Raw genomic sequence first — 20775 nt, forward strand, 5'->3', positions numbered from 1 at the left:
CGTGCCTCCGCCTTTCGAGCGCCGCTCCCGGTCCGGCCCTTGGGAGTTCATCGGTCGCCCGCCATGGATGGGGGCTTTCGCCCCGCCTGGGAACGGGAACGTAGAGGCGAAAAGGGCATATCGGACCCGTTGAATTAATCCGGGTGCCGGGCGCGCCGGGCGCCCGTGGATCCGCACCCCCCGTGGCCGTCAGCCCGCCTGCTGGGGGCGGTGGGCCTTGGCCTTGGCGTGGGCCTTGTCGAAGCCTTCGTAGAAGCGCACGGCCTGCTCACCCACGCGCTGGATGTGCTGGTTGTTGAAGTAGGCCGTAATCGGCGCGGCCACCAGCGGCATGGCGCGTCCCAGCGTGTGCAGGCCGCCCTTCTCCAGCATCAGCGCGGCCAGCTTCCCCAGCACCTTGGGGCTGGAGCGTTGGATGGGGCCCAGGCCGTTGGCGTAGCCAAACAGGTCCAGCATCTCCCCCCGCGCGCGCTCTGTCTTGAGGTTGACCTTGTAGAGCGTGGCCAGGTCGGTGAGCAGGATGATCTGCAGGTAGGCCATGAACAGCAGGTCCGCCGGCAGCGCGACGAGTCCGAAGACGCCGCTCACCCCGCCCACCATGCTGGCCAGGTTCTTCTTCTCGTCGACCAGGCGCTGCGCCAGCTCCTTCACCTCCGCCCGGGGGTAGCGCTTCTCCAGCTCCGCCACCCGCACGCGGGCGCGCTTCGTCTCCTGGAGGACGATGTCCGACAGCCGCGCCGAGCCGAGCTTCTTCAGCTCCGCGGGCGTCAGCTTCTTCATGAAGGCCAGCCGCTCGGCCACGCTGTCGTAGAAGCCCATTGTCGACGCTCCTCCAGGGGCGGTTTCCCGCGTCCTCTAATAACCCCGCTCGGCGAGGTAGAGGTCCACCAGCGCGCCTTCTTCGTACCAGGCGTGCCGCATCTCCACGTTGAACCAGCGCGAGTCCGGCTTGGCCCCTCGCACCTCCAGCTTCACCTGGTTGGGAGATGTGTCGATGACGGCCGCGCGCGCCTTGCAGGCATAACCCGGCTCCTCGCCGTAGCCACCCTCCAGGCAGACTTCGTCGCCCACGGACAGTCGCCGGGTGTACTCCGTGGCCAGGTAGAGCGCCTCGTCGCAGTTGGCGCGCACCGAGGACTTCCCATGCGCCACGCAGCGGACCTGCTGGGGCGCCTTGATGACGGGAATGGCCCCGTAGAGCGGATCCTCATCATTGGGGTTGGGCCGGAAAGAGCCCGCTGCGGAACAACCGGAGAGTCCCAGCGCGAGCACGCTGGCTCCCACCCACATCCGCGTCATCGTGGTGATGCCTCCGGGGCCATGGGCCCCCCTCTAAAGGTGGGCCGAGCATGGCAAAAGGCGCGCGGAGGGGAAAGCCGTGGGAAGGCCTGAGTCCTCAGGCGAGTCGGCGAGCGGGCCCCGGAATCTCTTCCGTCTGTCCCGGGACGATGCGGTTCTGGGCATCCACGAAGACGACCTTGGGCTTCCAGGCACGGGCCTCGGCCTCTTCGACCTCCGCGAACGTGGCGATGATGACCAGGTCCCCGGGCTTGTTGAGGTGAGCGGCGGCGCCGTTGATGCAGATGACGCCGCTGCCGGGCTCGCCCTCCAGGGCATACGTCTCCAGGCGCGTGCCCTGGGTGACGTTCCAGATGGCCACCTTCTCGTTGGCGATGATGTCCGCCGCACGCAGGAGGTTCTGGTCGATGGTGACCGAGCCTTCGTAATCCAGGTCGGCCTGCGTCACCGTCGCGCGGTGAATCTTGGACTTGAAGAGGATGCGGCGCATGGCGTGTGTCCCAAAGGGCGCCCAACCGTAACGGCAAGGGCGCCCTGGAACAACCACGAGGTTGCATCCCGCCCGCCTGCTGCCCGGTCGGGCGTTATTTCACGATGTTGACGAGCTGGCTCAGGTTGAGCGGCACGGACTGGGCGTCCGAGGTCAGCCGCCCGTCCAGGCTCAGCTTGGCGTTGCCTCCCGAGCGCAGGGCCACGGCCGCGGAGGCCGCCCGCGCGAAGTGGATGGTGAGCGGCAGCGTCACCTGCTTCGTCCCGCTGCCGTCGAGCATGCCCAGGTTGCCGGTGGACAGCGTCCCCACATCCGCGCCGGCGATCTTGAGCGCGCCCGTGATTCCGGCGACAGGCAGGGGGAAGCTGTTGCGGTTGGTGATGGCCAGGGGGAACTCCACCGTGGCGCTGGTGAGGCCAATGTTGGTGATGCGGGGCGGCTGGAAGGCCACCTGCGGAATCTTGGGCACGTCGAAGGTGCCTTCCTTCTGGAGCGGGAAGTTCAGCACGCCGATGGGCGTCTGCACGCCGACGCTGCCCTGGGCCTTGAACGCCGCGCGGTCCTTGTTGAGGAAGGTCTCCACGACGGGGGCGATGTCCGCGAACTTCACGTTGGCGGGGAAGACCAGCTCGCTCTTGCCGTTGGCCTTGAGGTCCAGGCCCTTCTTGGGCTTGCCGGCCACCACCTGCTTGCCCTCGACGAAGAAGGAGTAGTCGATGCTCGCCAGCTCCAGTCCGAAGCCGTTGGGGTTGTTCACCTCGTAGACGAGGTCGACGGTGGCGTCGGAGAGCGACGCGCTGGAGAGCCGCGCCGTCTTGAAGGAGAGGGTGGGCTTCTTGAAGACCCCCTTCAGCGTCTTCTGCAGGGAGGCGCAGCCGCTGAAAGTGGTGAAGCAGAGAGCGGCCAGGACGAGGACGGCGCGTTTCATCGTGGGCATGGGCGTATCACCAGACGGCCGCTCGCGGCGGGGATTCACGGCGGGGCGCTCGCTCGTGAGGGATATACCCCTTCGCGCATCTTTATTGGGATGCGGTACAACGCCCGCACTCTACACAAGGAATCGCCTTTGACGGAGGTCAGGCCACACATGCCTACTTGTGTTCCGCGTATGACCTGGCGCGCGCTCGCACTGGGGCTGTTGGGGCTGGTGCTGGTGTCGTGCAACCGAGGTGGCGCCTCGGCGGCCGAGAGGCCACGCCTCGTGCTGAAGCCCTGCCGGCTGGAGGGCCTGGCGCCCCAGGCGCAGTGCGGGACGTACGAGGTCTTCGAGGACCGCGCGGCGAAGTCCGGCCGCAAGCTGTCCCTGCGGGTCGTCGTGGTGCCCGCCCTGGCGGCCCAGCCCCAGCCCGACCCGCTGGTGTTCCTGGCGGGCGGCCCCGGGCAGGCGGCCACGCGGACGGCGCAGATGCTGTTGGCCGTGGAGCGCATCCGCCGCCACCGCGACATCGTGCTGGTGGACCAGCGGGGCACGGGGGACTCGAGCCCGCTGGACTGCGAGCTCCACGAGGAGGGCGAAGGGCTGTCGGCCCGCTTCGAGGAGGGCGACGCCCCGCGACGCCTCCGCGAGTGTCGCGAGCGCTGGAACGCGGACGTGCGCCAGTACACCACGCCCATCGCGATGGAGGACCTGGACGAGGTGCGCGCGGCGCTGGGCTACGAGAAGCTCAACCTCTGGGGCGTCTCCTACGGCACGCGCGCGGCGCTGGTGTACATGCGCCAGTTCCCGGAGCGGGTGCGCACGGCCATCCTCGACGGCGTGGCGCCCATGGGGCTGTACCTGCCCCTGTACATGCCTCGCGACGGTCAGCGCGCGCTGGAGCTGCTCCTGTCCCACTGTGAGCAGGACGCGGTCTGCGAGAAGACCTTCCCGAAGCTGCGCTCCCGTACGGAGGCGCTGCTGGCGAAGCTGGCGGAGGCCCCCGCACGCGTGAAGGTGCCTCACCCTCTCACGGGCGTGCCGGAGGACATCGTCCTGTCGCAGCAGGCCTTCCTGGGCGCGCTGTTCACCCAGCTCTACTCCGCGGAGGGGGCCTCGCTGGTGCCGCTGATGCTGGACCGGGTGACGCGGGATGACTGGGCGCCCTTCGTCGCGCTGAGCGTGGGCAGCGGCGACACCCTGGAACGGACGCTGAGCCGCGGCCTCCAGTTCGCCGTCATCTGCGCGGAGGACACGCCCTTCTTGACGAAGGAGGCCGTGGAGCGCGAGGCGAAGGGCACCTGGTTCGGCGCGCGGATGGGCCTGGAGATGATGGCCGTGTGTGAGGGCTGGCCCCGCGCGACGCTGCCTCCGGGCTACCGCGACGCGGTGGTGTCCGACGTGCCCACGCTGCTGTTGTCCGGGGAGTTGGACCCGGTGACTCCGCCTGCCTGGGGCGAGGAGGCGAAGCGCACGTTGAAGCACGGCCTCCACGTCGTGGTGCCCGGAGTGGGCCACAACGCGCTGGTCGCCGACTGCGCCCGCTCGCTGATGGTCGACCTGGTGGCCAAGGGCAGCGTGGAGGGCCTGAATCCCTCCTGCGGCGGCAGCCTGTCGCGGCCCCCCTTCTTCACCTCTTTCGCGGGCCCCGTGCCTTGAGGATGCAGCGCGGATGATACGAGCCACGAATCTGCACAAGCGCTTCGGGAAGGTGACGGCCGTGGAGGACGTGTCCTTCACCGCCGAGGACGGGATGATTACCGGCCTCCTGGGCCCCAACGGCGCCGGGAAGACGACGACGCTGCGCATGCTCTACACGCTGGTGCGCCCGGACCGGGGCACCGCGACGGTGGACGGCGTGGACGTGGTGGCCCGTCCGGAGGACGCCCGGCGCGTGCTGGGCGTGCTGCCGGATGCGCGGGGCCTCTATCCGCGCCTCACCGCCCGCGAGCACGCGCGCTACTACGGCGAGCTGCATGGGCTGTACGGGGCCGCGTTGGACAAGCGCGTGGACGAGCTGGTGGACCTGCTGGACATGAAGGAGCTCGCGGACCGGCGCGCGGAGGGCTTCAGCCAGGGCGAGCGGGTGAAGGTGGCGCTGGCGCGGGCGCTGGTGCATGGGCCTCGCAACGTGCTGCTGGACGAGCCGACCAACGGCCTGGACGTCATGAGCACCCGCGCGGTGCGCACGCTTTTGCGGCGGCTGAAGGACGAGGGATGCTGTGTCGTCTTCTCCAGCCACATCATGCAGGAGGTCGCCGCGCTGTGTGAGCGCATCGTCGTGGTGGCGCATGGCCGCGTGGTGGCGGACGGCACGCCGGACTCCCTGCGCGCGAGCACTGGCAAGGACAGCCTCGAAGAGGCCTTCGTCGCGACCATCGGTAGCGAGCAGGGGTTGATGCAATGAGGCGCCTGATTGGCACTGTCTTTCGCAAGGAGCTGAGGGACCACGTGCGGGACCGGCGGTCGGCGGCCACCTCCCTGTTGTGGGCGGTGCTGGGGCCCATGATGTTCCTGGTGTTGATCAACCTGCTGGCCTCCTGGACCCGACAGGACAAGCCCCTGGAGCTGTCGGTGGTGGGGCGCGAGCATGCCCCCAGCCTGATGGCCTTCCTGAGTCGCTTGGGGGTGGCGCTCAAGGATGCCCCGGAGGACTACGAGGAGCTCATCCGCGCGGGCTCGCTGGACGTGGTGCTGGTGGTGCCTCGGGACTATGGCCAGGACTTCTCCTCCGGGCGCACCGCGGATGTGAACCTCGTCATGGACAGCTCGCGCCAGGCGGCCCGGCGCTCGGTGCAGCGGGCGCAGCGGCTGTTGGAGGTGTACTCGCGGCAGGTGGGTGACCAGCGGCTGTATGCGCGCGGCATGGCGCCGGAGCTGGCCGTGCCGGTGCGCGTGGAGGAGCTGGACCTGTCCACGCCGGAGCGCACCGCGGCGATGATGCTCAACATGCTGCCCTTCTTCCTGGTGATGGCCGCCTTCGCCGGAGGCATGCAGCTGGCGAGTGACACCATGGCGGGTGAGCGCGAGCGCGGCTCGCTGGAGCCCCTGCTGCTCAACCCCGTGCCGCACGGCGCCCTGGTGACGGGCAAGTGGCTGGCCACCGTGGGCATGTCGATGCTCACGGTGGTGCTGGCGCTGGTGGGCTTCCTGCTGGTGGTGCGTCAGGTCCCGCTGGAGGACCTGGGTGTGAGGGCTCGCTTCGACGGCCCCGCCACCCTGGCCATGGCCGCCGCCGTGTTGCCGCTCGCGCTGGCCACCTCCGCCCTGCAGATGTGGGTGTCCACCTATGCGCGCTCCTTCAAGGAAGCCCAGACGTACCTGTCCCTGCTGATGGTGGTGCCCACGCTGCCGGGCATGATGCTGATGCTGTCACCGGTGCAGACGAAGACGTGGATGTTCGCCGTGCCGGTGCTGGGCCAGCAGATGCTGGCGGGCGAGGTCTTGCGCGGCGAGGTGCTGGGGCCGCTGCCCTTCCTCGTCGCCGCGGCTTCCTGCGTCGCGGTGACGCTGGTGTCCTTGCGTGTCACCACGGGGCTTATCTCCCAGGAGCGCATCGTCTTCGGCCGGAGCTGAGGCGCACCGACAGTCACGGTCAATGTCGTCGAGGCGTCGGTTCCCACCCATTCCCCCCGCGCCTGGGTGACTTCGGCCGGCGGTTGGCTTCCAATGGGCGCGGATGACGCCCGAGAGAGAAGCCCTCCTGCCCCTGGCGCCGGCCTCCGTGGCCACCGCGCAAGGTGAGCCCCGATTCGGCACGTACCAGGGTGAGCTGCCCGAAGTGGACCTCCCCAAGCTGCTGGGACGGTGGGCTCCGGCCCGGACCACGCGCCTGCTCAAGCGCAAGCGGTGGCACTACACCTTCGTGGCGACGCCGGAGGTGGCCGCCCTCTTCGCGGTGGTGGACTTGGGCTACTCGTCCAGCGCCTTCGCGGTGGCGCTCGACTTGAGCGAGCGCAAGCCCCTGTGTGACGTGAGCTTCCTGGGCGCTCCCGGCCCCATGCTGTCCTTGGGAGACAAGCCTGGCGCGGGACTGTCCGCGTCCTTCAGGACGCTGGGCGGCAAGCTGTCCATCCGCCGGGGCGAGGAGGACGAGCGCTACCAGGTGGAGGTGGACGTCAGCCGCGTGCGCACCGGCAGCCTCAACACCTTCCAGTGGGCCGGCGAGCTGCTCGTCGCGGGCGGTCCTCCGGCGCTGACGGTGATTGCCCCCGTGCAGGGTGACGGGCTCGTGAATGTCACGATGAAGCGCAACGGCCTGTTGTCCTTCGGCAGCCTGGAGGCGGGCGGCAAGCGCTTCCGGCTGGACGGAGGCGTGGGCGGCATCGACTACACGCAGGGCTACCTGGCGCGGCACACGGCCTGGCGCTGGGCCTTCGCCGCGGGGCGACTGGCGGACGGCACGCCCGTGGGGCTCAACCTCGTGGAGGGCTTCAACGAGAGCAACTCCGACGCCAACGAGAACGCGCTGTGGTTGGGAGACCGGCTGTATCCGCTGGCCCGCGCGCGCTTCGAGTACGACGCGAAGAACCTGCTCGCGCCGTGGAAGCTGACGACGGTGGACGGCGCGGTGGACCTGCGCTTCCAGCCCTTCTACGTGCACCGCGAGGAGCGCAACCTGCGCCTCATCATCAGCCACTTCGCTCAGCCCGTGGGCTTCTTCGAGGGCACGGTGACGGTGGGTGGCAGGACGCTCCAGCTCTCCAACGTCCCCGGCGTCACCGAGGACCAGGACATGCTCTGGTGAGCGTGCCCCCCATGTCCTGTCCCCACTGCCGCAAGCCCCTCCCCGAAGCGCGCATCGCAGCGTGTCCCCACTGTGGCCGGGACGTGAAGCAGTCCTTCGACAAGCCGCTGTTCTCCGACGAGACGGCCGAATCCGCCCGGCGCACCGCCGAGTCCGCGGGCCGCGCCGTGCAGTCGATTCTGGAGGACCCTCGCCTTCGGGAGCGGCTGCCGGGCGGCTCGCTGCCGCTGCTGGGCTCGGGGCTCGTCGCAGCCGCCGTGCTGCTGCCGGGGCTCCCCATCCTCGGCGGGAGCATCGGCCTGCCGTGGTCCGTGACGATGCTCGCGGGCAGCGTGCTGCTGGGCGCCCGGGAGTGGAGCGCCGCGGGCCGTCCTGTCCCGCCCGCGCTGGAGAAGCTGGCCCAGGTGGCGTCGCATGCCGCCTTCCTGCCCCTCTTCACGGCGCTGGCCATCACCTTCGCGTTCCTGTCGCTGGGCTTCGGACTGGTGCCGCTCGTCTGGATGGGGGCCGCCGTCGTGCTGGGCTACGTGCAGTGGCGCGTGTTCCAGGCGTCACCCGCCTCGGCACCCGAGCTGCGAGCTTCAGCCGAGGCCTCGCGGTTGAAGCGCTGGGTGTGCGCGGGCGCGGCCGTGTGCGCGGTGTCGCTGCTGTTCTCCTGGGGCACGGGGATGCGCATGTCCACGTCCCTGGGCGGCTACGGCTACGACGACAGGCTCGTGCACGAGGTGGACACCACCGGCCGCCCCACGGGCCACACGTATACGGACAGCCGGTACACGTGGAAGCCCGGCATCACCAACACGTCCAGCTTCTTCGCGAAGTCGGGACGCGCCCGGCCCGGTGCGCCGCTCATCGTCCTGGCCCTCATGTCGCTGGGGCTGCTGGCCGCCGTGCCGCGTGCCCGTGACGCCGTGCCGTCCATGCTCCCGTACCTGCTGGCCGGCGTCGTCACCCTGTGGGGGCTGCTGGGCCTGGGCATGAGCGCGGGCCCGCTCCTCTTCCTGCTCGGCGCGGTGGCCATCGACGTGGCCTTCTTTCGCGCGCATCGCGCGGCGAGTGGCGGAGCAGGGGACGCACCTCCGGGTGGCGAGGATGCGCCGCCGGGCCCGGGCTCCGCCGAGAGCTGAGTCGTCCCGGCGGAGGTGCTCGCGCCCGACTACGTGACGCGGGCGCGACGTGACTCGACGATGGCGCGGAAGGAGCGGCTGCGCAGCTCCTCCAGCGAGAGGCCGGTGGCCAGCGCCTCGTCCTGGCTGAGCGCGCCGCAGCTCAGGCCCCGGAGGAAGAAGTTGAGCAGGCCCTGGCCCGTCGCCGCGTCGTCGAACACGTCGCCCACCAGCGTCGCCTGGGCCGCCTTCTCCATGAAGGCCTTGAGGCGTCGGGTGGCGGTGTCCAGGCCTTCGAGGAAGAAGGCATACACGGCCGCGTAGCGCACGGGGAGCTGCGCGGGGTGCAAGTCCCAGCCTTGATACCAGCCGCGCTCCAGCGAGTGACGGATGTGGCGATAGGAGAACTGCCACACCCGCTGCACCGCCTCGCTGTTCTCACGAAGCTGCGTGGGCAGGAGCGCCACGTCGCCCTTCTTCCGGTTCGGCGGCACGGGCATCACGTTCGTCGCGCCGTCGGACAGCTGGATGCCGGTGCCCGCGAGGGAGACCTGCACCAGGTCCCGCAGGAAGTCGCAGGCGGGGTGCAGCATGTTCTGCACGTGGGCGCTGACGCTGAGCGCGGCGGTGTAGTCATACAGCCCCAGGTGCACGGCGGAGCACCGCCCCGCGCCCGCGGCCACCAGCGCCGGCAGGTGCAGCTTCCCCTCCCGGTCGAAGAGGGCCTGTGGTGTCTCCACCATCAGCTCCAGCCCCAGCGCGCCGCGCGTCAGGCCGTGCGCTGTCTCCAGCACCTCCAGGATGCGGGCGAGCGCCGCCACCTGCTCGGGCGCGGAGACCTTGGGCAGGGTGACGACGAAGGACGGCGGCACCTTCCCGCCGCTGTGCTCCAGCAGCGTGGTGACGAAGAGGTCCAGCGTGCGCGAGGACCGCTCGAACAGCTCCTCGGTGAAGGACTTCACCCGGATGCCCACGTACGGCGGCAGCGAGCCCTGCGCCAGTCCCCGCGCCATCTCCTGGGCGGTGCTGACGGCGTGCGAGTCTTCTTCTTCGTCGGGACGGTGGCCATAGCCGTCCTCGAAGTCGATGCGGTAGTCCTCCACCGGCTCGCGCTCCAGCTTGTCCAGCACGCGCTCGTAGACGCGCTGGGCGAAGCGGCCCCGCTGCGGCAGCCCCAGGCCGTGGGCCAGCTCGGCCGCGTCCGGCGCGTAGTCCTTCATGGCCCCCAGCGCGAGGTCCCCCAGCTTCCGCGCGGCTTCGGCGCGGAAGAGGTGGGCGCCGCCGTACACGACGTGCACGGGCTGGCGACGCGGGGAGTCCCCCGGGTACGCGCGCGCGAGCTCGGCGTTGGCTCGCCGGAGGGACTCGCGCGCGTCGGAGAGGCTGGTGGGCGTCAAGGTGGTCTTCATCGAGAGCCTCTCAGGTGGGGTGCGTCAGGGCTGGCGTTTCAGCCACGCGGAGACCTCGGGGCCGCAGCGCTCGCGCAGCTCCACGTCCTGCGACAGCCGCTCCAGCGTCTGCGCGGTGGCCTGGTTCGCGTCGCTCACCGGCTGGTCCTTCAGCAGCGCCTTCACCGCCTCCAACTGCTCGCGCGTGCGCAGCATGCCCAGCGACTCCACGATTCGCCGCACCAGCATGGGCGCGCCGCCCGTGCGCGCGACGACGTCCTTCCACTGCTTGCGCATCTGCTCCCACCACGCGTCGCGGCCGGTGCGGTTGGCGAGCAGCCCCGTCACGAAGCTGGCCACGTCCTGCGTCTTCACCGTGTCGGAGAAGAACAGCCCCTGCGCTCGCTCGGCCAGCGCCGGGTCCTCGAAGGTCGTGAGCGCCATCAGGTAGCGGCGCTGCGTGGCGGGGTCCGGCTCTTTCGGCATCTTCTGGAGGAACGTGTCGAAGAGGGCCGAGTCCCCCGCGCGCGCCACCATGGCCACCGCGGCGTCGAGCAGGTTGGGCTCCAGCGCGTCACGCTCTCCCTGGAGCATGCGCGCCACGCGCGGACGGGCCTCCGCGAGCGCCTCCGGGCTGCGCGAAAGGCCACCCACCGCGCGCACCAGCGCGGAGCGCCGCAGCTTCACCCGGTCCGACTCGCCCGCCGTCGCCTGCCAGCCCAGCTTCTTGAGTCCCGGGCTGAGCAGCCGCTCCACCCACGCGCGCACGCGCGCCTGGTCCTCGCCATCCACCAGCCGGCTCTCCACGTACGCCAGCCGGCCCACCAGCTCGTCCAGGACGGAGTCGTCCTCCTCGTTCCCGAAGCGCGCGGCCAAATCCAGCAGGTCCGCCACCGAGCCCCGGCCCGAGCGCACCAGCGCCCACTCGTCCGCCAGGAGGGAGATGCGCTCCGAGGGCGCCAGGGCCTGGAGGTTCGACGTCAGCCCCGCGAGCGACGCCTTGTCGTAGGCCACGCGGTAGAAGCCCGTGGAGCCCGCGTTGGCGCACAGCCACTTCACCGCGCCGGAGCCCTCCAGCTTCACGGTGGCCTGCTTGTCTCGGAAGAGCACGCGCTGCTCGCGCACGCCGGTGGCGTCCTCGTAGCGCAGCACCATGGGCACCGGCCACTTCTCGCCGCTCTCCACGCCGGGCTCGGAATAGAAGCGCTGCTGAGACAGCGACACCTCGCGGCCCTCCACGCGCGCCGTCACCAGGGGGAAGCCGCTCTGGCCCACCCACGCGGTGGCCAGCTCCTCCACCGGCTGCTTCGCCGCCTCGCCCAGCGCGTTCCAGAGGTCTTCCTTCACCGCGTTGGCGCGCGCGTGCTTGCGCATGTACAGGCGGATGCCGTCGCGGAAGGGGCCCTCCCCGAGGAAGCCCTCAATCATCCGCAGCACCGCGCCGCCCTTCTCGTACGTAATCGCGTCGAAGCTCTCACCGGCCTCGCCCGCGTTGCGCACCTCGCCGTGGATGGGGTGCGTGGACTTCAGCGCGTCCAGGAACAGCGCGCTGGTGCGGTGCGAGTCGAAGTCCAGCCACATGCGCCACTCGGGCCGCCACTGGTCCACGATCTTGAAGGCCATCCACGTGGCGAACGCCTCGTTGAGCCAGAGGTCGTCCCACCACACCATGGTGACCCAGTTGCCGAACCACTGGTGCGCCAGCTCATGCGTCACCACTTCCGCCACGCGCTTCTGTACGGACAGGGGCGCGGTGGCCGGGTCCAACAGCAGCGCGACCTCGCGGTAGGTAATCAGGCCGGCGTTCTCCATCGCGCCCGCCTCGAAGTCCGGGATGCCCACCTGGTCCACCTTGGTGAAGGCATACGGCAGGCCGAAGTAGTCCTGGAGCTTGGGCAGCACCGCCAGCGCCACGTCCTGACCGAAGCGCGTCAGGTGCTCCTTCTCCTTCAGCGCCCAGGTGCGCACCGGCACGCCGCCCACCAGCTGCGCCGGCGTGCCCACCAGCGGGCCCACCACCAGCGCGATGAGGTAGCTGCTGAGCACCTCCGTCTCCTGGAACGTCACCTTCGTCAGCGCGCCGTCCTGCTCCTCCTTGACGATGGGGCCGTTGCCCAGCACCGCGAGCCCCTGGGGCACGCGCACGCTGAGGGCCCATTTCGCCTTGAAGGCGGGCTCGTCGAAACAGGGGAAGACGCGGCGCGCGTCGGCGGCCTCGAACTGCGTGGCCGCCACCTTGCCCGCCGCGTACAGGCCGCGCAGGCCGTCCGTGAAGAGGCCCGTCCACCCGAGCTCCAGCGTCGCGGGGCCCTTGGGCAGCGGCGCGTCGAAGCGCAGCACCACCGTCTCGCTCACCGCGACGGGCTGGATGGACGCGGGCTTGTGCCGCGCGCTGCCCGAGCGGAAGGTGACGTCGCCCAGCTGGAGGGCGATGGCGTGGAGGATGATTTCGCGCGTGGGCTCGGCCAGCTCCACGTCGACGGTCTGCTGTCCGGAGAAGGACTTCGCGTCCAGGTCCAGGGTCAGCGTGGCCGCGTAGCGGTGGGGGCGAACGGCGGTGGGGAGCCGGAAGTTCTTGTCTTCGGTCGGATGCGCCATAGGGAGGCGGAATCTAGCCTCGCTCGCGGCGCGCGTTCCCACTTCTGTCACGCGGGTGCAAGAAACCTGTCGTCCGCCGGGTGGGGTGTCGTCCGCCACACCCTTACGGCCTCGGGTCTCCCGCAGGGCCCTTCCGCCGTCCGCGCGGGGCGGGGCCGGGGACGAGCTGATGGAAGAGGCTGGACTCGCGCTGGAAGAAGCCGTCCGTGTGGAACGAGTGGGGCAGCTCCAGCAGTTGGAAGTCCAGGTGATGACACAGCTCATGCAGGAAGGTGCGCAGGTACGTGCGGAAGGCCACCACGCGCGCCTGCTTCGCGGTGCGCATCCAGACCTGGAGTCGAGGCCTGCGCCCCGGCTCCCAGGTGTAGAGGCCATGCAGCTCGCCCTCCTCGGACGAGGGCCGCACCTCCAGCACCTCCACCCGGACGGCGGCGACATCCAGCCGCTCGCACAGCGCGCTCCCCAGCTTCGCGGTGGCGAGCTCCAGCGGCGCACGCTCACCGGAGGCCAGCGCCTCCCGGAGCGCGTCCACCTGGGGGCGCAGCGTCGTGGGCTCCCTCACCCGGAGGGCCGTCACTCCATCGCTCATCCGATAGATGCGCTGCTGCTCGGGGCTGAGCTGCTCATAATAAGCGAAGGGCACGGGACGAAGGCATTCTAGCGAGCCTGGGGGGCGGGTGCTTGCCTCCGCCGCGGGGCTGGCTTGGACGGACAGGGGCCTTGCCGCTCTCCTGCTCCCAGCGCGCCTCCTCGCCCGGGCTGCTTACCTTGAAGTGGGGGTCGGAATGGCACTCACGCTGGGGCGCGCCGCCTGGGAGCGCGCGGTACTGCTCGCGGTGTCCTTCGAGGTCCTGAAGGTCGTCAGCTCCCACTTCGTGTTTCCGCCCCTGAGCAGCGCCGTCCTCTGGCTGCCCGCGGGGCTGACGCTGGCGTTCCTGCTGCGCTCTCCCTCGCGCATGTGGCCCGCCCTGCTGGCCGCCGTCTTCGCCGCGGAGCTGGGCTCGGTGCTGTCCCAGGGCCTGCCCTGGGGGCTGGCCGCGATATGGGCGGTGGGCAATGTGATGCGCACCTGGCTGAGCGCGGCGCTGATGCGGCGCTGGGTGGGCCAGTCCGTGCGCTTCCACCAGGTGGGGGATGTCACGGGGTTGTTGATGCTCGGGGGCGTGGTGGGCGCGCTGCCGAGCGCCACGCTGGGCGCGCTCGCCGCGACGAGGTGGCTGGGCTCGGCGTCGTTCGGGAGCGAGTGGATTGTCTGGTGGCTCAGCGATGCGCTGGGCACGGTGCTCGTCGCGCCGTTGATACTGACGTGGTGGCCGGTGACGCGCGCCTCCTCGCCACCCCGACGCCTGGGGGAGTCCTTCGTGATGATGGGCGTGGTGGCGCTCGTCGGCATGCTCGTCTTCCACATCGATGGTCCGGCAAAGTCCGCGGCCATCTCCACCACGCTGCCCTACGCCGCGTTTCCCCTGGTCATCGCCTCGGCGCTGCGGCTGGGTCCTCGAGGGGCGGCGACCGCGTCCGCGGTGATGAGCGTGGTGGCGGTGGAGTACACGCGGCTGGGCAGGGGGCCCTTCGGAGAGCTGCCCGTGTCCGCGTGGGAGCGTGGCCTGTCCGTGCAGGTGTTCCTGGCGGTGCTCAGCCTGTCGGCGCTGACGGTGGCGGCCGTGGTGGCGGAGCGGCGGCGGGCGGAGGCCGCGCAGCGCGTGCTGGCCACCGTGGGCGTGGTGCTCGCCGAGTCTCCCGAATGGAGCGTCACGCTGCCCCGGGTGGCGCGGCTGCTCGTGCCCGAGCTGGCGACGGGCGCGGCCATCTGGCTGCAGAACGCCGAGGGCGTGGTGGAGCGGGTGGCGGCGGCCGGGTGGACGCAAGCGCGCGAGGTAGGGCTGCGAGGCAGGTTCCCGCCGTTGCCGACACGGGTGAGTGAATGGGCTGGCGCGGAGGGCTCGGGGGTGCTCGTGCCGTTGCAGGTGCGCGGAAAGGTGGTGGGCGCGCTGGCGGTGGCGATGGAGCTTTCGGGTACGGGCCGCCGCACGCGAGAGCACGTGCTGGCGGAGGACGTGGCGCGCAGGTGCGCCATGGCGCTGGAGAACGCGCGGCTGTTGGAGGAGGCCCGCGAGGCCGTCGCCGTGCGTGAGGACTTCATCGCGGTGGCGGCGCACGAGCTGCGCACGCCGCTGGCCACCATCACCCTGCGCGTGCAGGGATTGATGAAGCTCTTGCGCGCCGATCCCCGGCAGGGCTCCTTGCTGGAGCGCCTGGATGCGATTGCCCGCCAGTCACGCCGGTTGACGCGACTGGTGGAGAACGTGCTGGACGTGGGGCTGTTCAAGGCGGGCGGGCTGGAGTTGCGGCGCGAGTGGGTGGACCTCACCGCGCTGGTGGAGGAGGTGGTGGAGCGCTCCATGGAGGAGGCCACGCGCTCGCGGACCCCGCTGCGAATGACGGCCACGGGCCCTCGGGTGCATGGATGGTTGGACCGGGGGCGCGTGGACCAGGCGCTCTTCAACCTGGTGTCCAACGCCATCAAGTTCGGCGCGGGGGCGGAGGTGGACGTGGCGCTGGGCCAGGTGGGCGACCGTGCCCGGCTGGTCGTCACGGACCGGGGCATCGGCGTTCCGCCCGAGGCGGTGGAGCGCATCTTCGGTCCCTTCGAGCGAGCGGTCTCCACGCACGAGTACGGCGGGCTGGGCCTGGGGCTGTACCTCACGCGCCGCATCGCGGAGGCGCATGGCGGCTCCGTCCAGGTCCTCAGCACTCCGGGCCAGGGAGCGTCCTTCGTTCTGGAGCTGCCGGTGGAGCCGGCGCTCTCGCTGCGGGAGGACGACTCGGCGTCGCGGCCTCAGGCAAGAGCCTGAAGCGAGTCACTGGGTTCCGGTGACGCCAGGAGGGCGACTCCGAGGGGCAGGGTGGGAAAGAGATTCTCCAGGGAGCTGTTCGCGAGCCAACGTCTCGCGGGGGCTTGGGGCGAGGCACGCCCATTGCTGTGGCGTGCGGGTATGTACCGTGGAGCGTGGCTCGGGGCGTTGGTGGGGTTGTGGGTGTGGGGTGGGACGGCCGAGGCCGCGAGGCGTACTCCGCCGAAGCGGGCGGCCACGGTCACCTTGTCGGACCGGGCCCTGTGGCGCGCGAAGGGGTGGGTGGGCCTGGGCTCGCTGCGGACGGTGAGCACGGCGGTGAACGACGACTGCTCGGGCCTGACGCAGCTGGCGTACCGCAAGCCCGGCCTCAGCCTGCTGCCGGAGCTGACGCTGCCCGGTGAGAATGGCGTGAAGGCCATCTATCGGAAGGCGGGCACGCTGGGCGCGCTGAGCGAGGAGCCGCGCGCCGGGGACCTGGTGTTCTTCCGGGAGACCATCGACCGCAACAAGGATGGGCAACTCAACGACGGCCTCACGCACATCGGCATCGTCGAGCGGGTGGGGACGGATGGCACCGTGACGTTCGTCCACCGCGCGGGGGGTGGAGTGAAGCGCAGCCGCTTCAACCTGGCGCGCCCCGAGGCGAGGAAGGACGACAAGGGCCGCGTCCTCAATGACTGGCTCCGTCGCCGCGACAAGCGCAACCGAGGCTACCTGGCGGGAGAGCTGGTGGCCGGGTTCGCCTCGGTCGATGAGCGCTGGAAGGTGGAGCCTGCCTCCGTGTCGCGCGCTCGTCGCTGACCTGACGAAAGACGGGGTGCCGGACGGGGGCGTGACGGCGAAGGCCGGAGGCGCTATGCACGGCGCTGATGTCGAACACGGAAGGACGACCTGAAGGCCCTGGCCCCTCGGAGCAACCCGAGGCCGTGCCACCGTCCGAATCACAGGTGGCCGTCGTTGCTCCAGAGCCGTCTGGGGCTCGCCCCGCGCAAACGCCGCGTCGCAAGTCGTGGCGGCGCCGGGTGGTGCTCGGGTTGGCGGTGCTGCTGCTCGGCTTCGGCGTGTATGAATACGTCACGCTTCCAGAGGCCGAGCCGCTGGTGCGGGAGAACCCGAAGTCGACGGCCCTGATGGACCAGCGCGCCAACGAAGCGCGGGAGGCTGGGAAGAAGGTCCGCCGCCGACAGCAGTGGGTGTCGCTCACGTCCATCTCCAGGCTCGCGGTGACGTGCGTGCTGGTGTCCGAGGACGCGGGCTTCTACCTCCACGAGGGCCTGGACACGACGGAGGTGCGCAAGGCGATGGAGGAAGCCTGGGCGAAGCGCAAGCTCGGTCGCGGGGCGTCCACCATCACCCAGCAGCTGGCGAAGAACCTCTGGCTGTCGACGGACCGGAGCCTGCTTCGCAAGGCGAAGGAGCTGGTGCTGGCCCACCGGCTGGAGGAAGCGCTCACGAAGGCGCGCATCCTCGCGCTGTACCTCAACGTCGTGGAGTGGGGGAACGGCGTCTACGGCATCGAGGCCGGTGCGCGCGAGCACTTCGGCGTGTCCGCATCCCGGCTCTCCGTGGCGCAAGGAGCCATCCTCGCCGCGATGTTGCCGGCGCCTCGAAAGCGCTCGCCGAAGTCGGGCTCGAGGGCGCTGTGGAGGCGCTCCCACTGGATTATCGACCAGCTTGATTCCGCGGGCCGAATCTCGGGCGCGGAGGCGACCACCGCCCGCGCGGACATCGACCGGTTGCTGGGCCGGACTCCCGCCGCGAGCAGCGGCGGTGAGGAAGAAGACCCCGACGACGACGTGTGACGCGTGCGCTTCAGCGCCGTGGCTCGGAGGTGAGCTGGAGGAACAGCAAGTCTCCTTCGCCCCGTGAGGTGTACGTCGTGTCCTCCGGTGCCAGCGAGGCCTCGAATGGAATGCAGACCCGCGCCTGACCACCAGGCGTCACCTGGAGCGCCACGTTGCCCGGGTGGGTGATTCCCAGGGCCCGTGAGTCGAGGTGGGCACCCGAGGCGTCATAACGCGCCAGGAAGTGGAGCACGTCACCGCGAGAGACGGAGGACGCTCCGAGCGCGCCGCCGCCCAGGTCCAGCCGCTCATCCCGTGTCCATCCTCCGATGACGAGCTCGCCCGCGGCGCTCAGTCCGAGGGTATGGGCCTGTGCCGCGCCCAGCTCTCCCAGCACTCGCACCCAGCCGTCCGCGGCTGTCGCGTGAAACGTTCCGAGCAGCACGTCCTCGCTCGCGTCGTGCGCCTCTCCGCCAAAGGAGAACCTGCCGCTGACGTCACCGACGAAGGCCACGTCCCCCTGGGCGAGCGGCGCGAGCGCGCGAACACTGCCCCGTGCTCCGTTGAGCGCACGGAACCACTGCGGTGTGCCGTTGGCGGAGAGCTTTCCGAGGAAGGGCGTCCGTGGCGCGGTGGCTCCCAGCAGCGAGGAGTCGGTGTCGCCGCCCACGTAGATGAAGCCCGCGCCATCCGTGGCGAGCGCCTCCGCGCGCGTGCCCGAGTCCCCACCAGGAAACGCGAGCGACCATGCATGCGCGCCGCTCGCGTGGAACTTCGCGAGGAAGATGGCTGGTGCGGTGTCATCCCGCGTCCGGTTGCCCGGGTCCGCGAAGAGCCTGTTTCGGCCCAGGCTCAGCTCCCCCTGGAAGTGGCCGGTGATGACGATGCTGCCTTGCGAGTCGATGACCACGGCCTGGGCGCGCACCATCGCCGTGCGGCTGATGCCGGAGGATGACGGGGAGTGCTCTGCGCGAAAGCCCTTGGACCAGAGGGGCTCGCCCTCCGGTGACAGCCTGAGGAGGAAGAAGCCCGACGTTCCCGGTGTCTCCTCGATGCGCGGCAGTGCACCCGAGCCCAGGTCGGGTGCGCCTTGATAGGCCCCCACCAGCCACGCTTCACCCGAGCTTGTGACGGCGAGCCCCGTGGCCTCCACCCGCTCACCCACGGCATACGCGCGAGACCAGCGATGCGCCCCGTCCGAGCCATAGCGCGCCACGACGAGGCCTCGCTCACCCTGGAAGACCTCGCCTCCGAAGTCGCCGCTGCCGGTGAAGGCGCCTGCCACGAGGAAGTCGAGACCGTCCTCCGCGGTGGCCATGACTCGCACCTGCTCGTCCCCCTGTCCGCCTCGGTGGTGCGCCCAGTCCGGCGCGGGTGCTGGCGGTCTGGGGGCGGCCGTCTCCAGCTCCACCACGAGGCGTGGATGCAGGGCGGGGTTGCTGTCCTCGCGCGAGCTGAAGTCCGCGCCATCGATACCCGTCGAGTAGAGCCCGAGATTCAACGGGCCGTTGCCCGCCACCGCGCTCGTCACGTCCAGCTCCGTCCACCTTCCGGCGCTCAGCGCTCCCGCGTCGGACAGGGCCGGCCCCACCTGCGCGGGCTGCCGGTCGAACGTGACTTCGTCTTCCTGCCATTGCTCATCGACGCGATGGACGACGGGACCGTCCTCCGAGCCATTGGTGATGTACAGGCGCAGCGTGGCGCGCTTCACGCGGCCTTGCAGGCCCTTCACCTGGAAGCGAAGGAAGGTGCGGTACTCCGTGGGCGTCCGGTCCACGCAGAGCTGGCTCTCCGCGCCCAGGTTCATCGCGGGCCGCGAGGCATCCACCTGTGCGTCGGCGACGGCGACGAAGGTGCCTCCGCCCACCGAGGAGTCATCGTGTCGCACCAGGGGCTCGCCACCCTGGGAAGAGGTGCTGCCTCCACAGTGCGGGAGGAGGGCCAGGACCGCCACCGCACCTGCTTCCCTCCATCCCGGCTTCCATCTTCCGCGCATCCATCCCCCCAGGCCTGAAACTCGTGGAGGGCTCGCTGTGCATCGAGGGTGCCGCGCTCCACGGGTGAGCGCGGTGAGCGGCACGACGCTCGCCTCGTCCCGGAGGACGAGACGAGGGCAGCGCGCTTCCATCCCAGGGAAGTGACGAGGGCCGCGCGGGGTGGCGCGTGGGGCTACAGTCCTCCGACTTCCAGGGCACCGCCGAGGCCCGGAAACGGCTTGGTGAGCAAGGCCTGGAAGACGATGTCCTCGAGCAGGATTTCCACCGGAAGCTGCGGCGCGCCGAGGTCCCCGCGCGCCACGGTGTTGCTGACGATGAACCAGACGCGCCTGCGTCCCACGGCGTCCTTCAGCGCGGGACTGTCGATGCGCACGGCCGTGCGGGTGTTGGGTCTGAACTCGCGTGCGGGGAGGATCTCCGCCGCCTGGGCGTAGTACGCTGGCCGGTTCAGGTCCGTGTAGAGGACGGGGTCCTCCGGCGTGGCCTGCCCGGTGAAGGACAGCCGCATGGACGTGCGCAGCGTCAGCGTCGAGGACGGGTTGACGACTTCGAGCGTGGCGGCGACTTCTTCCACCACGATGTCCAAATCCTTGGTGTTCACCGACTCCTCGGGCAGGTCCAATGCCACCTCCGCGTAGACGGGCTGGAGGACGGAGGTGACGGGCACCCGCACGTCGAAGGGCTCGGTATCGATGGCGATTTCAGCCGAGCAGCCGGACAACACCAGGAAGCACGAAGCCAGGAGCGCGCGGGTCATCATCGGAAGGTCCAGGAGATGTCGAGGACGGGGAGGACGGGCAGTTCCTCTCCCGGAACGGCGGGGTCGCTCAGGTCCACGTAGGTGGCACCCAGTCCGAAGCCCAGGTGCTCTCCGCCGTAGCGGATACCCGCGGCGGCTCGGAGGGTCGCTCCGCCCTTCACCCGCACGCCGGCCTCGCCCACCACGGACCAGGGGCCCGTGAAGTTGAAGGCGACGCCGCCCGTGAAGGACAGATAGTCGGAGGTGTAGTGCGCGTAGCGCGCCTCGCCCTGCACGAGCAGGGGGCCGAGCGCCAGGCCATAGACGCCGTAGAAGGAAGGGCCGCTCAGCTCCGGCTCGAAGCGCTTGAGGGAGGGCGTCTCCGACTCGACGATGCTCGAGTAGACGGAGGCGCCGACGAAGTGCGTGTAGCGCGCGCCCAGCACCAGGCGGTGCGGGCCCGCCGCCATCGCCCAGCGCAGCCCCACGTTGGGCGCGAGCATCACGTCCGCGTAGACGGAGGTGTCCACCGCCAGCCCCGCGAACAGGGGCAGCGCGGTGCGCTGGAGGCCGAGCACGGGCGCGTCGATGACCTCGGCCGCGTCGGTGCCCATGAGGCGCGCGGTGTTGGTGCGCACGCCTGTCACGGGCTCGGCGGAGGACGGCGTGGAGAACAGCAGGACGGCGAGGATGCAGGGCGGGATGTGCCCGGCGCCACCTGGGGCACCGGGACGTCTGGAAGGACTCAAGCCGGGAGCTCCTGAGAAAGGGGCCCCGTGTCTAGCGTGTCGCTTCACGGCGTCGACTCGTGCACCGCGCGAGTTGGTGAACTGTCGACAGATGTTTCACGCGG

At 70.4% G+C, this 20775-nt stretch carries 18 protein-coding genes; 8 read left to right on the forward strand and 10 right to left on the reverse strand.

Translation table 11 applies throughout. From position 1 onward, the window contains the following. Positions 1-189: 189 nt before the first annotated feature. The 4 genes from ACN469_RS18525 to ACN469_RS18540 form a co-directional block, all read right to left on the reverse strand. Complete coding sequence (locus ACN469_RS18525) at positions 190-819, reverse strand: EcsC family protein (protein ID WP_498769715.1); 630 nt, start codon at positions 817-819, stop codon at positions 190-192. 36 nt (positions 820-855) lie between these two features. Beyond that, positions 856-1299, reverse strand: coding sequence for a hypothetical protein (locus ACN469_RS18530; RefSeq protein ID WP_498769717.1), 444 nt, complete (start codon positions 1297-1299; stop codon positions 856-858). Positions 1300-1396: 97 nt separating this feature from the next. Continuing rightward, entirely contained in the window at positions 1397-1789 is a 393-nt protein-coding gene (gene panD, locus ACN469_RS18535; RefSeq protein ID WP_498769719.1) for an aspartate 1-decarboxylase, read from the reverse strand. Between the two features lie 94 nt (positions 1790-1883). Further along, complete coding sequence (locus ACN469_RS18540; protein WP_498769720.1) at positions 1884-2726, reverse strand: LEA/WHy family protein; 843 nt, start codon at positions 2724-2726, stop codon at positions 1884-1886. Positions 2727-2897: 171 nt separating this feature from the next. On the opposite strand from ACN469_RS18540, the gene ACN469_RS18545 reads away from it, so the two are divergent. The 5 genes from ACN469_RS18545 (at position 2898) to ACN469_RS18565 (ending at position 8579) form a co-directional block, all read left to right on the forward strand. After that, positions 2898-4364 carry an alpha/beta hydrolase gene (locus ACN469_RS18545; protein WP_498769722.1) on the forward strand — a complete coding sequence of 489 codons (1467 nt, stop codon included), beginning with the start codon at positions 2898-2900 and terminating at the stop codon, positions 4362-4364. Positions 4365-4377: 13 nt separating this feature from the next. Beyond that, complete coding sequence (locus ACN469_RS18550; RefSeq protein WP_498769724.1) at positions 4378-5112, forward strand: ABC transporter ATP-binding protein; 735 nt, start codon at positions 4378-4380, stop codon at positions 5110-5112. Further along, on the forward strand, positions 5109-6281 hold the full coding sequence (locus tag ACN469_RS18555) for an ABC transporter permease (protein WP_498769726.1): 1173 nt from the start codon (positions 5109-5111) through the stop codon (positions 6279-6281). Before ACN469_RS18550 ends, ACN469_RS18555 begins: the two co-directional genes overlap by 4 nt. A 103-nt stretch (positions 6282-6384) precedes the next feature. After that, complete coding sequence (locus ACN469_RS18560) at positions 6385-7452, forward strand: DUF2804 domain-containing protein (protein WP_498769728.1); 1068 nt, start codon at positions 6385-6387, stop codon at positions 7450-7452. 11 nt (positions 7453-7463) lie between these two features. Beyond that, positions 7464-8579: a hypothetical protein gene (locus tag ACN469_RS18565; RefSeq protein WP_498769730.1), complete on the forward strand. Its 1116-nt coding sequence runs from the start codon at positions 7464-7466 to the stop codon at positions 8577-8579. Between the two features lie 29 nt (positions 8580-8608). Here ACN469_RS18565 and ACN469_RS18570 read toward each other — a convergent pair whose 3' ends face one another. The 3 genes from ACN469_RS18570 to ACN469_RS18580 all read right to left on the reverse strand — a co-directional run bounded on the left by ACN469_RS18570 (position 8609) and on the right by ACN469_RS18580 (position 13187). Continuing rightward, complete coding sequence (locus ACN469_RS18570; protein WP_498769732.1) at positions 8609-9967, reverse strand: DUF6986 family protein; 1359 nt, start codon at positions 9965-9967, stop codon at positions 8609-8611. Positions 9968-9991: 24 nt separating this feature from the next. Further along, on the reverse strand, positions 9992-12544 hold the full coding sequence (locus ACN469_RS18575) for a M1 family metallopeptidase (RefSeq protein WP_498769734.1): 2553 nt from the start codon (positions 12542-12544) through the stop codon (positions 9992-9994). A 103-nt stretch (positions 12545-12647) separates the two neighbouring features. Further along, a complete protein-coding gene (locus ACN469_RS18580) occupies positions 12648-13187 on the reverse strand; it encodes a hypothetical protein (RefSeq protein WP_498769736.1) in 540 nt (179 codons plus the stop codon). A 142-nt stretch (positions 13188-13329) separates the two neighbouring features. Here ACN469_RS18580 and ACN469_RS18585 point away from each other — a divergent pair, with 142 nt between their 5' ends. The 3 genes from ACN469_RS18585 to ACN469_RS18595 all read left to right on the forward strand — a co-directional run bounded on the left by ACN469_RS18585 (position 13330) and on the right by ACN469_RS18595 (position 17204). Continuing rightward, positions 13330-15399: a sensor histidine kinase gene (locus tag ACN469_RS18585; protein ID WP_498769738.1), complete on the forward strand. Its 2070-nt coding sequence runs from the start codon at positions 13330-13332 to the stop codon at positions 15397-15399. A gap of 141 nt (positions 15400-15540) precedes the next feature. Beyond that, positions 15541-16203, forward strand: coding sequence for an NlpC/P60 family protein (locus ACN469_RS18590; protein ID WP_498769740.1), 663 nt, complete (start codon positions 15541-15543; stop codon positions 16201-16203). A gap of 68 nt (positions 16204-16271) precedes the next feature. Then, the gene (locus tag ACN469_RS18595) at positions 16272-17204 is read left to right on the forward strand and encodes a transglycosylase domain-containing protein (protein ID WP_498769742.1); all 933 of its coding nucleotides are present in this window, start codon (positions 16272-16274) and stop codon (positions 17202-17204) included. 10 nt (positions 17205-17214) lie between these two features. Here the strand turns inward: ACN469_RS18595 and ACN469_RS18600 are convergent, their stop codons facing one another. The 3 genes from ACN469_RS18600 to ACN469_RS18610 form a co-directional block, all read right to left on the reverse strand. Then, entirely contained in the window at positions 17215-19140 is a 1926-nt protein-coding gene (locus ACN469_RS18600) for a CBM96 family carbohydrate-binding protein (protein ID WP_498769744.1), read from the reverse strand. A 215-nt stretch (positions 19141-19355) separates the two neighbouring features. Continuing rightward, on the reverse strand, positions 19356-19943 hold the full coding sequence (locus ACN469_RS18605; protein WP_498769746.1) for a hypothetical protein: 588 nt from the start codon (positions 19941-19943) through the stop codon (positions 19356-19358). Continuing rightward, a complete protein-coding gene (locus tag ACN469_RS18610; RefSeq protein ID WP_498769748.1) occupies positions 19940-20671 on the reverse strand; it encodes a hypothetical protein in 732 nt (243 codons plus the stop codon). Before ACN469_RS18610 ends, ACN469_RS18605 begins: the two co-directional genes overlap by 4 nt. Between the last annotated feature and the right edge of the window lie 104 nt (positions 20672-20775).

The sequence above is a fragment of the Corallococcus terminator genome (genome assembly GCF_049194865.1).
GTDB lineage: Bacteria > Myxococcota > Myxococcia > Myxococcales > Myxococcaceae > Myxococcus > Myxococcus terminator_A.